The sequence below is a fragment of the Bradyrhizobium sp. 18BD genome (assembly GCF_054185225.1).
In genome coordinates this window covers 76478-89681 of sequence record NZ_JAVAYL010000020.1, presented here as the reverse complement: position 1 = coordinate 89681, position 13204 = coordinate 76478, and the positions used below count along the sequence as shown (strand labels likewise).

The 13204-nt window shown below is 65.2% G+C and carries 12 protein-coding genes; 4 read left to right on the top strand and 8 right to left on the bottom strand.

Annotated features, from left to right (window positions below):
* Nucleotides 1-7: 7 nt before the first annotated feature.
* From RAD16_RS30760 to murI, 4 genes are all read right to left on the bottom strand, one after another.
* Nucleotides 8-775: an acyltransferase gene (locus tag RAD16_RS30760; protein WP_458161576.1), complete on the bottom strand. Its 768-nt coding sequence runs from the start codon at nucleotides 773-775 to the stop codon at nucleotides 8-10.
* A 104-nt stretch (nucleotides 776-879) separates the two neighbouring features.
* Complete coding sequence (locus tag RAD16_RS30755) at nucleotides 880-1263, bottom strand: cupin domain-containing protein (protein ID WP_458161575.1); 384 nt, start codon at nucleotides 1261-1263, stop codon at nucleotides 880-882.
* A gap of 68 nt (nucleotides 1264-1331) precedes the next feature.
* Nucleotides 1332-2105 carry an HpcH/HpaI aldolase family protein gene (locus tag RAD16_RS30750; RefSeq protein WP_458161574.1) on the bottom strand — a complete coding sequence of 258 codons (774 nt, stop codon included), beginning with the start codon at nucleotides 2103-2105 and terminating at the stop codon, nucleotides 1332-1334.
* A gap of 61 nt (nucleotides 2106-2166) precedes the next feature.
* Nucleotides 2167-2958 (bottom strand): glutamate racemase, encoded by a 792-nt coding sequence (gene murI, locus RAD16_RS30745; protein WP_458161573.1) that lies wholly within the window; start codon nucleotides 2956-2958, stop codon nucleotides 2167-2169.
* A gap of 173 nt (nucleotides 2959-3131) precedes the next feature.
* On the opposite strand from murI, the gene RAD16_RS30740 reads away from it, so the two are divergent.
* Both RAD16_RS30740 and RAD16_RS30735 read left to right on the top strand, forming a co-directional pair.
* On the top strand, nucleotides 3132-3683 hold the full coding sequence (locus RAD16_RS30740; RefSeq protein WP_458161572.1) for a cytochrome b: 552 nt from the start codon (nucleotides 3132-3134) through the stop codon (nucleotides 3681-3683).
* A 131-nt stretch (nucleotides 3684-3814) separates the two neighbouring features.
* On the top strand, nucleotides 3815-4456 hold the full coding sequence (locus tag RAD16_RS30735; RefSeq protein ID WP_458161571.1) for a glutathione S-transferase family protein: 642 nt from the start codon (nucleotides 3815-3817) through the stop codon (nucleotides 4454-4456).
* 7 nt (nucleotides 4457-4463) lie between these two features.
* On the opposite strand, the gene RAD16_RS30730 is transcribed toward RAD16_RS30735, so the two are convergent.
* Together RAD16_RS30730 and RAD16_RS30725 are read right to left on the bottom strand one after the other, a co-directional pair.
* On the bottom strand, nucleotides 4464-5270 hold the full coding sequence (locus tag RAD16_RS30730) for a Crp/Fnr family transcriptional regulator (RefSeq protein WP_458161570.1): 807 nt from the start codon (nucleotides 5268-5270) through the stop codon (nucleotides 4464-4466).
* Nucleotides 5271-5514: 244 nt separating this feature from the next.
* On the bottom strand, nucleotides 5515-6612 hold the full coding sequence (locus tag RAD16_RS30725; RefSeq protein WP_458161569.1) for a SecDF P1 head subdomain-containing protein: 1098 nt from the start codon (nucleotides 6610-6612) through the stop codon (nucleotides 5515-5517).
* Nucleotides 6613-6861: 249 nt separating this feature from the next.
* Here RAD16_RS30725 and RAD16_RS30720 point away from each other — a divergent pair, with 249 nt between their 5' ends.
* Together RAD16_RS30720 and RAD16_RS30715 are read left to right on the top strand one after the other, a co-directional pair.
* Nucleotides 6862-8769, top strand: a complete 1908-nt coding sequence (locus RAD16_RS30720) for an acyl-CoA synthetase (protein WP_458161568.1) — start codon at nucleotides 6862-6864, stop codon at nucleotides 8767-8769.
* Nucleotides 8770-8855: 86 nt separating this feature from the next.
* Nucleotides 8856-10181: an LVIVD repeat-containing protein gene (locus tag RAD16_RS30715; protein WP_458161567.1), complete on the top strand. Its 1326-nt coding sequence runs from the start codon at nucleotides 8856-8858 to the stop codon at nucleotides 10179-10181.
* 116 nt (nucleotides 10182-10297) lie between these two features.
* On the opposite strand, the gene RAD16_RS30710 is transcribed toward RAD16_RS30715, so the two are convergent.
* On the bottom strand, nucleotides 10298-11470 hold the full coding sequence (locus RAD16_RS30710; protein WP_458161566.1) for a M20 aminoacylase family protein: 1173 nt from the start codon (nucleotides 11468-11470) through the stop codon (nucleotides 10298-10300).
* Nucleotides 11471-11583: 113 nt separating this feature from the next.
* Nucleotides 11584-12891, bottom strand: coding sequence for an adenylosuccinate lyase (gene purB / locus RAD16_RS30705; protein WP_458161565.1), 1308 nt, complete (start codon nucleotides 12889-12891; stop codon nucleotides 11584-11586).
* Nucleotides 12892-13204 lie beyond the last annotated feature (313 nt).

Sequence of the window (13204 nt, the reverse complement as noted above, 5' to 3'; positions counted from 1 at the left end):
CGCAAAATCAGGTCCCGACGGCCCGGATCGGCTTGGCGCCGGCCGAGCGTAATTCGGCAGCGATTTCAGTGTTCAGGGCCTGTTCCAGCCGGGTCAGGACCCGGGCGATGGGGGCGGCATCGGTCACCCGGTGGTCCCAGCGGATCACGACATGGATGGTCTGGTCGGGCTCAACCACCCCATAACTGACGATAAACGGGCCCGGCGTGACCGGGTGGAGCTCGCCGCCGCCATAGGCGGCCACCGAGCTCACCGCGAAGCTGCCGAACCAATTGCCCCGCTGGCGGCCGAAATTGAGGCCGACCGCCCAGGACAGGCGCCGGAGCGGCAGCGGCAGGCGGGTCGCCCGCATGATCTTGCGGAACATCGGGACGTCCTCGATCGGCGCCGTCTTGGCACGCCGGATCTCGGCATCGATCGCCGCCAGCGCCATGGCCTCCGGAGCTGCGATTCGCTGCGGCATCACGCATTCCTCGCCGTCCTCGATCCGGGCGATGGCGACCAGCGCCACGCTCTTGGGGAGCTCGTAGAGCGAGGGCCAGGGCCATTTGGCGTAGACGGTGCGCAGGACCGGCTCGTCCCTGGCGACCAGGGCAAAGGCCTTGACGAACATCGCGGCCCAGCCCGCCGGCGCCATGGCGCCGGTGCGGGCCTCCAGCAGCGGGCGGATGTTGAGCGAACGGGAGAGCGAGACGAACGGCACGTCCATCGACGCGCGCATCAAGTCGCAAATCAGGCGGCGCGGCAGTGAAATGGTCTTGGGCGTCCCGCGCATCGGTCTCCGGTTTCCGCGGCTTAAAAAATGGGCAGCAAGCGGGTTCCCGCTCGCCGCCTGCTCTAGCACGAACCAACCCGCTTGGGGCCGGTCGGTTCGCCGCATCAGGGTGCCGGCGAGGCCAGCGGCTTGGTCTTGTCGACCACGTAAACTCCCAGCACTTTCATAGCCTTATCGCCATGAGCCTTGGCGTCATGTACGACGCCTGCCGGGATCTGGTAGGAATCGCCGGCTTTCAAAGTTTTTTCCGGCTGACCGTCGATCAGGAGACTGAGCTCGCCTTCGAGCACATAGCCGGTCTCGATTCCGGGGTGGGTATGGCGTCCGGCCGCGCCGCCCGCCGGGACTTCCGCGATGGCAGTGATGGTGTTGTAGCCGTCTGGAAATTCGACCTTCTGGAGCGGGGTGCGTTTGATACCGGTCTGCTGGGCAAAGGCGGCAGCGGCAAGGCCGGTGAAGGCAAGAGCGAGCAAAGTCTTCTTGAGCATTGTTTCCTCCCTGGAACGGCCCGACCCTAGCAGCGCCGCCGTTCCCGGCAAGGTGGCAATCGGCCGGTTCAGCGCCTGATGCCGTCGAACGCCGCCATGATGCCGCGCTGGAACAGCGACCAGTCGAAGCCGAGGGCAATGGCGCGGTAGCCGCGGTCGATCAACTGGTTGGCCTGGTCGGCGGTGCGCGCCACGCCGCCGATCGGCACGCCGCTTCTGAGGATGCCGGCTTCCGCGCGCGCGACCAGCTCCAGCAATTCCGGATCGTTCATCTGGCCGCGCTTGTTGATGGACGTTGCGAGATCGCCGGGGCCGATCACGGCGACGTCGATGCCCGGCGTCGCCATGATCTCATCGATGCGGTTGACCGCTTCGACATGCTCGATGGTGACCATGCAGATCATCTCGTCATCGGCTGATGCCATGTAATCCGGCATCGACTGGCCCCAGCGGAACGGCGCGTGGAAAGGGCCCCAGAGCCGGTCGCCACGCGGCGGATACCGTACGCTGCGCACCGCCTTCTCGGCCTCGCCGCGATTGGTGATCATCGGGAAATTGATGCCGAACGCTCCGATGTCCATCGGCGCTTTCGCAAGCCACGGCTCGTTCGCCGCGATCCGCACCAAAGGCGTGCACGGCGTGCCCGTCGTGGCCGCGATCATCGCATGCGCTTCGGTGAGGCCGATCGGGCCGTGCTCGAGATCGACGATGATCCAGTCGAGCGAGCGCGCCATGATCTGCACCATCTGCACGCTCGGGATGGTCGCGATCGCGCCGAAAGCGGGACGGCCCTCGCTCCACAATTGGCGGAGGCGATTGAGCGGCGTTGCGGGGATCGGCATGGGATGACCTGCGGAGCGATGACGACGGCGGAGCCTAGCAGCGCGCCGCCGGGGCGCAAGATCAGGCCACTGCGCGCCCGCCAAAGAACGGCGTCAGCGTGGCGCTGAGGCCGTGCGCGCGGTTCGACGTAAAGATCATCTCGGCGCCGGACTGCGCGATACCGCCGGTGCTCGCACCGAGCAAATCGGACACGCGGCGGGCGATGGCAGGCGCCGGATCAATCCAGTCCACCGGCCAGGGGGCGAGCTTCTTCAGCCGGTCGAGCAACAGCGGATAATGCGTGCAGGCGAGCACCACCGTGTCGGTGCGGGCGCCGGCGTCCTCACCAACGAAGCAGGGCGAAAGCTCGGCGCGGATGGCGTCGTCGCTGATCGGGGTGCCGCTCAGCTCGGCTTCGGCCAGCGAAGCAAGCTCGGGCGAGCCGACCAGCGTCACCTCGCAGCCTTGCGCGAAATCGCGGATCAGGGCCTTGGTGTATTCGCGCTTCACCGTGCCCTTGGTGCCGAGCACCGAGACGCGGCGGGTCTTCGACTGCGCGCAGGCCGGCTTGATCGCTGGCACGGTGCCGACGAAGGGCAGGGAATAAGCGGCGCGCAGGTGAGATAGGACCAGGGTAGACGCCGTGTTGCAGGCGATGACGACGAGGTCAGGATCATGCGTGTCGATCAATTCACCCATCAGCGGCACGACGCGGGCGATGATCGCGCCTTCGCTGTGGTGGCCGTAGGGGAAGAAGGCGTCGTCGGCGACGTAGACGTAATGCGCGTCCGGGCGCGCGGCCACGACCTCGCGCAGCACCGTGAGCCCGCCAAGGCCGGAATCGAACACCAGGATCGTCGGAGAATAGGTCACGTCGCTACCTTAAGGACCCAGGGTTACCATTCGGTTTTTGGGGCGGTTTTGCGGCGGGGCCGCTTCGGCCCAGTTTGGAACGATTCAATTTCGCGATTGCAGCATGTTCCCGCTATCAGCAGGGATGCTGCACTGCGGACGGGGGCATATCCGCAAATCTCCGGGGAGCCGACATGATCAGAAACACGAATGCCGGCTGGGGCGGCGTTTCCCGCTGGCTGCACTGGACTTTGGCGCTGGCGATCATCGGCATGATCGGCTTCGGCTGGTGGATGAACCACATCCCGGCGCGGCCGGACCGCTTCTTCTACCGCTCGATCCATGCCGACATCGGTTACCTGATCCTGCTGCTCACCGTGCTGCGGCTGGTCTGGCGGGTGGTCAACCCGACGCCCGCCCTGCCGGCCGACAGCCAGCCCTGGCAGAAGCTCACCGCCCGCATCAGCCATGGCGCGCTCTATCTCGCCGTCATCGTCGTCGTCATGCTCGGCTGGGCGCATTCCGGTGCGCATACACCTGATTATTCGGACTTCTTCGGCCTGTTTCACGTCCCGCAATTCACCTCGCCGGACCGCGCGACGGCGAACGCCTATGAGGACCGCCACATCCTCTTCGCCTATGTGCTGCTCGCCTTGATCGGGGTTCACGTCGTCGCCGCGCTCTGGCACCACTTCATCCGCCGCGACCGCGTGGTGGCGCGGATGGTGACGGACGAGGCGGCGTAGGGGCGGTCTCGTCATTGCGAGCGCAGCGAAGCAATCCAGAATCTTTCCGCGGGGGGCAGTCTGGATTGCTTCGCTGCGCTCGCAATGACGGAGTAGGATGAGTCATCCACCTTGCGATCGCAGGAGACGTCATGCTCACCGTCCATCATCTCGGCAAGTCGCAGTCCGAGCGTATCGTCTGGCTCTGCGAGGAGCTCGAGCTGCCCTACGAGCTGAAGCGCTACGCCCGCGATTCAGTCACCATGCTGGCGCCGCCCGACTACAAGGCGCTGCACCCGATCGGGGCTGCCCCCGTCATCACCGACGGCGCTCTCGTGCTCGCCGAGTCCGGCGCCATCGTCGATTACATCATGGCGAAGCATGGCAACGGCCGCCTCGCGCTTCGTCCCGACGACGCCGATTTCGCGCAGTTCCTGTACTGGTTTCACTTCGCCAACGGCACGCTGCAGGCCGGCATGGGCCGGCTGATGATCCTGAACCGGCTCAAGCTCGCCGAGGACAATCCGATGCTGGCGGCGACCAGGGCGCGTGTCGATCGCGCTTTCGACCTGGTCGATGCGCGCGTGCGCGATGCCGAATATCTGGCGGGCAACACCTTTACCACCGCCGACATCATGATCGGCTTTTCGCTCACCACGATGCGCTACTTCCAGCCCTACGACCTCCAGCGCTGCCCGAACGTGGTCAAATATCTCGGCCGTATCGGTGCGCGTCCGGCCTATCGCCGTGCGATGGAGAAGGGCGATCCGGGCATGACGCTGCTTTTGAGCTGAGCTGCGGTCACGCGATCCTGTTGGTGGTCGTCGCCCGCGCCGTGGCCAGCTGCTTCTGCAGGCGATCGATGTTCTGCAAGAGGCGCTGGCTGGTCAGCACGAGGAAGTAATAGCCGAACTGCGGATCCTGGAAGTAGATCTCGAGCAGGCGGTCATAGGTGATCGTCAGCACCTGGCCGTCCTCGACGCATTCGATCGTTCCGGTGCGGCGGTTGTCCGGCGTGAGGAATCCGAGCTCGCCCATCAGGGCCCCGGGCCCGATCTCGACACCGATCTCCTTGACCAGGAATTTGCCGGTCACGGTGAGGAGCATCTCCTTGGCGGGATCTCCGAGCTTGAACAGCGTGTCGCCGCTGCGATATTTGCGCTCGGTCATGAATGGCTTGAGCCATTCGATCGACATGTCGCCCTCGGCGGCATGGCGCGCCTTCTTGACCAGCTTGAGCATCTGCCGCAGCCGCAGGGCGTTGATCGGAAGCATCAACAGATAGAGCAGGAACGTCGAGACATTGGCGGAGAGCGCGCCGAAGATGGCGAAGAAGACGCAGCCGATCATGTTGGCGACGCGCAGGGGCACCATCGTCCGCATCAGGATGGTGGCGACGAAGAAGCCGGCGCCGACGGCGGCAAACAAATTGGCCAGCGTGATGTTGTGGACGAAGATCTCGAGCAGCCGGTTGAAGATCGCGTCATAGGTGACGTTGTTCGGATCGAGGCCCATCTGGACCAGGATCTTCGCGATCCTGAGATTGTCCGTCGCCGCATCGAGAATGCGGTCGAGGATCGAGGATATGTCTGCGCTGCCGGACGGCATGGTACTAACCCCGCGTAAGGCCTTCAGTCCTGGTCGGTATGCTCGACACGTATAGCCGAAATCGAATGACGACCGCTTGAATGAAGCCTCCGGCCGTCATGCCGCAAGAGGCAAATTTTAGCCTGATCGTGCGTTTCGGCAATTGCCTGTTGGTTGCGTGTATGGCCGGGTCAGACCCGTGATTCGGGGCCGCGACTGCGGCCTTTGAGCCGGGCGGGGGAGGAGACGCCCCGCACTCTCCGCCTTACGGCTTGGTGGCGGGCTGCAGGATCTGCTGCTCGACCAGGCCAAGGTGCCCCGGGAGCGAGCCGGCACGCAGCAGCATGGCGACGCTGCTCGCTTCCTCCAGGGTGAAATTGCCGGAGATCTGGCCCGAGCCGCCGGTGATGGGTTCGCGGATCACGGGGGCGGAGACCACCTTGCCGTCGAGCACGATGGCGAAGGGCCTTCCGACGTTCTCTGCGGTGACATGGGCGAAGCGCCGTGTGCCACGGCCGTTGAAGCGGAACGAGGCAATCGGGTCCTTGGTCCCGGTCGCAAAGCCCGGGCCGGCGTAGCTGATGTCGTCGCCGTCGAGCGCGCTGTCCTTGGCCACCAGATAGGGGCGATTGTCCTTGAAACCGGGCAGCACTTCCGTGCCCGCGGGCGGGGGGCCGGATTGCGCCTGTTCCGCCGACATCGAGACGTCGATCAGTCGGAAGCTGACCTTGATCTTCGTGGCGAAGATCGCCGTCACGCGATCAGGCTCCATCATCCCTGGCAGGAAGATGCGGATGCGGTCGGCCCCATCAGGCATGACGCTGGCGAGCTTGATGCCGGCATCCTTGAGGCGCTGCTCGATCATCGCGATGGAATCCTCGACGAGTTCGCGCAGCCGCGCCGCGCATGCGGCATCGGTCGGTGCGAGCCTCGTCAGTCCGTCGCCGACATCGGTCACGTTGAGCGCATGCGACGGCAATCCTTCCGCGGCCGATGCGAGCTTGCTCTTGAGCTGGTCGCGGCCCTTGGCGTCGGCAATCTTCACCTCGACGCCGCCGTCGCGGATCGCAAGTCCCGAGAAGGCGATCTTGCCCTCGCGCAGGCTCTTGTAGACGTCGTCGCGCAAATCCGTGACGACGCTCTCGCGCAAGCCGTCGGCGTCGACCTTGTAGATGATGCGCGAGCCGCCCAGCTTCTCCATCTTGTCGCCGATGAAGGCCGCGATCTTGGCGCGCATCTTGTCGAGCTGACCGTCCTCGGCAAGCGCCGCGCGGGGCAGGGCGATCGCAGACGCCATGACCATCGATGTCATGGCGAGTGTGGCAAGCAGCCGTGTGGCGCGGTCCCGCGGGGGCGTGGTCATGATCACCTCAAGTCTTGCGGCAGGACGCTGGCAGTCGAATCCGATGCTTGTTCTTGGTCCCCGGATCGGGCGTGGAGGTTCAAAGGTCTCGAACACGCGTGCTACGATCGTAGCCGTTAAAGCATGGACGAACGCCCAATCATCCATCATTCTGTCCACGTTCGACCGGTCATCGGTCGGACCCTCGCCGAACCAAAATGTCGAAAAGACAGGCGGCGGGGAAATGCATCTGAGGGAGGACGGAATTCCATGGCGGGCATCCACGCGCTCGATCGCTTCATTGGCAACGACTATCCGGAGCTGGCGACCGACGAAGAGGTTCGAGCCTTCGAGCAGGTCCCTTACGCCGATCGCGTTGCGGCCGAGAGCACCAATGATGCCATCAGGCTAGGTGCGGCGCGCAATCCCGACGGCGCTGCGATCCAGTTCCTGCAAAATGCCGATCCGGCCGATACGCCTGTCGTGGTGAGCTACCGCGATTTCATCGCGCGCGTCACGCAGGCCGCCAACATGTTTCACGCGCTCGGCGCGGAGAAGGGCGACGTCATCTCCTTTATGCTGCCGCTGGTGCCCGACGCCTTCGTGACGCTGTTTGGCGCCGAGGCCGCGGGCATCGCCAATCCGGTCAATCCGCTGCTCGAGCCGCACCAGATCGCCGAGATACTGGAGGCCGCGAACACCAAGATCCTGGTGGCGCTCGGGCCGATGCCCGGCACTGACATCTGGCAGAAGGTCGAGCAGATCAGGCCGCAGCTCAAGCACCTCAAGGTGGTCGTGCAGGTGTTCGGTAGCGGCGATCCCGCCAACGGAATTTTCGCATTCAACGACCTGATCAAGCAGCAGCCGTCCGACCGGCTTATCAGCGGGCGCAAGATTTCGGGCAGCGACATCGCAGCCTATTTCCACACCGGCGGCACCACCGGCACGCCGAAGCTGGTGCGGCACACCCACGCCAACCAGGTCTATCAGGCCTGGGCGCTCAATCTGCTGCTGAGGACGAAGCCCGGCGCCAACATGCTGTTCGGCATGCCGCTGTTTCACGTCGGCGGATCGCTGACGCAGGTGCTGCTGACGCTGTCGGCCGGCGGCTCGCTGGTCGTGTTGTCGCCGAGCGGCTGGCGCAATCCGAACTCCGTCAAGAACATCTGGGGGCTGGTCGAACGGTTCAAGCCGGACGCGCTGTCGAGCGTGCCGACCGTGCTCGCCGCAACGCTCGCGGTGCCGCCGGGAAATGCGGACATCTCGAGCCTGAAATATGCAGCCGGCGGTGGCTCGGCGATCCCGGTCGCGGTGGGCTCGGCGATCCAGGACAAGCTGAAGCTGCCCGTGGTCGAGGTCTACGGCATGACCGAGACGTCGAGCGTGCATACGCTGGCCTATCCCTCGCGGCCGATCCGGCTCGGCTCGGTCGGCCTTCCCATGCCTTACGCGCGCGTGCGCATCGTGCAGCTCGATGCCGATGGTCGCCTGATCCGCGACTGCGCGCCCGACGAGATCGGCGTCGTCGTCATGGCCGGGCCCGGCGTGTTCGGCGGCTATCTCAACGACGAGCACAACAAGGGCGCCTTCGTCGACGAGGTCTGGGTCAATTCCGGCGATCTCGGCCGGCTTGATGCCGACGGCTATCTCTGGATCACCGGCCGCGCCAAGGATCTCGTGATCCGCGGCGGTCACAACATCGATCCGGCGCCGATCGAGGAGATCATGTTCCGCCATCCCGCGGTCGGCTTTGCCGCGGTGGTCGGCCAGCCGGACGCCTATGCCGGCGAGCTGCCGGTGGGTTACGTGCAGCTCAAGCCGGGCGCGACGGTTGAGCCCGGTGAGCTCGAGGCCTGGGTGCGCGAGCGCACGCCGGAGCGTGCCGCGGTGCCGGTGCAGGTGATTGCGATCGACCCGATGCCGGTCACCGGCGTCGGAAAAGTGTTCAAGCCGCAACTGCGCTGGGACGCGGCGCAGCGTGTCTTCACGAAGGTGCTGACGCCGCTCAGCGAGCGCGGCATCGATTGCAAGGTGAAGGTCGGCGCACATGGCAGCCACGGTTCGATCGCGACCGTCACGTTGGCGGGCCTGCCGCCGGAGCAGCGCGAAGTGGTCGCCGACGAGGTGCGCACGCTGCTCGCGCCGTTCGTGATGCGGCACGAGGTGGTGCAGGCATAACGGTGGCGGGCGACGCGAGGCTCATCACCAGGCTTGCACGCCTCGCCCCAAGCGAGCATCATCCCCTCAAAAAAGGGGGGAAACCGATGCTTCAAATCTCGCGCCGCCGTCACCTTCAACAGTTGTCGGGCGTGTTCGGAGCCGCCGCGCTCGCTGGATGGTCGGGACCGGCGCGGGCTGCAGAGCCGGACATTCCACCGGAGGGCATCGGCAAGGGCATCAAGTACATCTCCTACAGCGACATCGGTGGCCGGCCCGACAGCGTGCAGGTGATGTTCAACCGGCAGCATATCTATGTCGGGCATATGTTCAGCGACGGCGTGACCATCCTCGACGCCTCCGATCCGCGCGCGCTCAAGCCGGTCAATTTCTTCACCGCAGGGCAATACACCCGCACTCACCATCTCCAGGTGGCCGAAGACATGCTGCTGCTTGCGAACGGCGCCAACATCGTCGCGATGCAGTCCTACGACAACATGCGCGGCTATTTCGAGAACACGCTGGCCGACAGCATCACCAAGGCGAAGAAATTCCGCTCCGGCCTCTCGATCCACGACATCTCGAAGCCCGGCGAAATGCGCGAGATCGCGTTCCTCGAAATGCCCGGCTTCGGCATCAACCGGCTGTGGTGGCCGGGCGGCCGCTACGCCTATGTGTCGGCGCATTTCGACGGCTTCACCGACCACATCCTGTGCGTGGTCGATCTCAAGACCATCACGAAGCCGGAGATCGTCGCGAAATGGTGGCTGCCGGGGATGAACCGCGCGGCCGGCGAGCCGGCGACGCCGAAGGGCAAGCGCTTTGCGCTGCATCACATGATCACGGCGGGCGATCGCGGCTATGCGGCCTGGCGCGACGGCGGCTTCACCATCCACAACATCGGCGATCCCGCCAGTCCAAAACTGCTGTCGCACATCAACTGGTCGCCGCCCTTTGCCGGCGGCACGCATACGCCGCTGCCGCTGCCCAAGCGACAGCTCGCGGTCGTCGCGGACGAGGCCAATGCGGATCAATGCGCCAAGGGCCTGTTCCACACATTCGTGCTCGACGTGCGCGCGCCGCAAAATCCGGTGCCGATCGCAACCCTGCCGACGCCGCGCGACCGCGACTTCTGCACCAACGGCACGTTCGGTCCGCATAATCTGCACGAGAACCGCCCAGGCTCGTTCCAGAGCGAGGAGACGATTTTCGCGACCTACAACAATGCGGGGGTGAGGGTGTTCGACATCAAGGACGCCTTTGCACCCCGGGAGATCGCGTATTGGGTGCCGCCGACGCCGAAGAAGCTGGTCGATCCCCGCCCGAACGTCGCGCTCGCGGCGAAGACGTGCGACGCCTATGTCCGGCCGGACGGGATGATGTTCGTGTCAGACTGGAATGCCGGGATGCACGTGCTGCAGTATGAGGGGTGAACGGCGTAGTGTCGTAGCCCGGATGAGCGGAGCGATATCCGGGATGGCGTCTCGATTGTGCATAAAGCTGCCCCGGGTGTCGCTTCGCTCACCCGGGCTACGATGAACGTAATGTTCTACCCCGCCGGCATCGCCGTTTCGATCAGGCGTACCCAGAACGAGGCGCCGTGGCCGAGGATGTTGTCGTTGAAGACGTAGGCCGGGTGGTGGCACGCCGGGCTGTCCCCCATGCCGACCAGCACCATGGCGCCGGGGCGCGCCTCCAGCATGAACGAGAAATCCTCCGCGCCCATCATCGGGATGAAGCGGTCGTTGACGCGCTCGGCACCGACGATGTCGCGGGCAACCTCGGCGGCGACGCCGGCTTCGTGCGCATGATTCATCGTCACCGGATACATGCGCGAGTATTTCGTCTCCGCCGTGCCGCCATAGGCGCGGGCGACGCTGTCGGCGACCTCGCCGATGCGGCGCTCGACGAGATCGCGCACCTCAGGATCGAGCGTGCGCACGGTGCCGCTGAGCTCGGCGGTCTCGGGGATGATGTTGAAGGCGGTGCCGGCGTGGAACTGCGTGACCGAGATCACCGCCGATTTCAGCGGATCGATGTTGCGCGCGACGATCGATTGCAGCGCGTTCACGATCTGCGAGCCAATCAGGACGCTGTCGATCGCCTGGTGCGGGGTGGCGCCGGCATGGCCGCCCTTGCCGCGGACGGTGATGCGGATGTTGTCGGAGGAGGCGAGCATCGGCCCCGGCGTGGTGGCGAAATGGCCTTCGGGCAGGCCAGGCATGTTGTGCATGCCGTAGACCTGGTCGATGTTCCAGCGCGTCATCAGGCCGTCCTCGACCATGGCCTTGCCACCGCCGCCGCCTTCCTCGGCGGGCTGGAAGATCACGATCGCGGTGCCGTCGAAATTGCGCGTCTCGGCGAGGTACTTCGCGGCGCCGAGCAGCATCGCGGTGTGGCCGTCATGGCCGCAGGCGTGCATCTTGCCCGGAATCTTCGAGGCGTAGGGCACATCGGCGGTTTCCATGATCGGCAGCGCGTCCATGTCGGCGCGCAGGCCAATGGTCTTGCCGGAGGCGGATTTGCGGCCGCGGATCACGCCGACGACGCCGGTGCGGCCGATGCCCGTCACCACCTCATCGCAGCCGAACTCGCGCAGCCGGTCGGCGACGATGCCTGCAGTGCGGTGGACTTCGTAGAGCAGCTCGGGGTTCTCATGGAAGTCATGGCGCCATGCGGCCATTTCGTCGGAGAGGGCTGCGATGCGGTTGACGATGGGCATGAGGGTGATCCGTTCTTGATTGTTGTAGCCCGGATGAGCGATGCGACATCCGGGATCCGTCGCAAGAGATGTCCCGGGTATCGCTGCGCTCACCCGGGCTACGGCAGCGGCGCTCAGCTTTCGCCGAACACGCGCTTGAAGATCGTATCGACGTGCTTGAGGTGATAGCCGAGGTCGAACAGCTCCTCGAGCTCGGCGTCGTTGAGATACTTCTTCACCTCCGTGTCCTTCTTCAGGAGCTGGAGGAAGTCGCCTTCGCCGCGCCAGACCGGCATGGCGTTGCGCTGCACGAGCTTGTAGGAATCCTCGCGGCTCGCGCCCTTCTGAGTCAGCGCCAGCAGCACGCGTTGTGAGTGAACAAGTCCGCCGAGGCGGTCGAGGTTCTTCTGCATGTTGGCGGGGTACACCAGCAGCTTGTCGATCAGGCCAGCAAGGCGGACCAGCGCGAAGTCGAGCGTCACGGTTGCGTCCGGGCCCATCATGCGCTCGGCGGAGGAGTGCGAGATGTCGCGCTCGTGCCAGAGCACGACGTTCTCCAGCGCCGGTGTCACATAGGCGCGCACCATGCGGGACAGGCCGGTGAGGTTTTCCGACAGCACCGGGTTGCGCTTGTGCGGCATCGCGGAGGAGCCCTTCTGTCCCTCCGAGAAGAACTCTTCGGCCTCGAGCACCTCGGTGCGCTGCATGTGACGGATTTCCACCGCGATGCGCTCGACCGAGGAGGCGATCACGCCCAGCGTCGAGAAATACATCGCATGGCGGTCGCGCGGGATCACCTGCGTCGAGATCGGTTCGGGCACGAGACCCATGGCTTTGGCGACATGCTCTTCGACGCGCGGATCGATCTGCGCGAAGGTGCCGACGGCGCCGGAGATGGCGCAGGTCGCGACCTCCTTGCGCGCCGCGATCAGGCGCTCCTTGGCGCGCGTGAATTCGGCATAGGCATAAGCGAGCTTGAGGCCGAAGGTGACGGGTTCGGCATGGATGCCGTGGCTGCGGCCGATGGTCGGCGTCATCTTGTGCTCGAAGGCGCGCTTCTTCAGCGCGGCCAGCACCTTGTCGAGGTCGGCGAGCAGGAGGTCGGCGGCGCGGGTGAGCTGGACGTTGAGGCAGGTGTCGAGCACGTCGGAGGAGGTCATGCCCTGGTGTACGAAGCGCGCTTCGGGGCCGACGATCTCGGCGAGGTGGGTGAGGAAGGCGATGACGTCGTGCTTGGTCTCGCGCTCGATCTCGTCGATGCGGGCGACGTCGAAAGTGGCGTCCTTGGCCTTGGCCCAGACCGTCCTGGCGGCTTCCTTGGGAATGGTGCCGAGCTCGGCGAGGGCGTCCGCCGCATGCGCCTCGATCTCGAACCAGATCTTGAACCGGGTCTGCGGCTCCCAGATCGAGGCCATTTCGGGACGGGTATAGCGGGGGATCATTGGACGGCTCCAGGAGGTGGGCGGGCGGCCCGAGGGGGACGCGACCTGCCAAAATGCTTTTTACGCCGTGATTTACCAGAGCGGTGAAGGCGAAACAAACGGTCTGGGTGCTGGTGGGAGGCGATCGTCGAGCTATCCACCGGACCAGCCCCCGGACGGACCAGCCCCCGGATGTCGGCAGGCTGGCCGGGGCCACCCCGCAAAAATTAACTGTCAATCACGGATCATTGACTGACAGATATTGAAATCTGTCAGCGAGACGTGTATATCCATTCGCGGACGCTCCGATTGGGCGTCCCGCGGTCATCCCTCC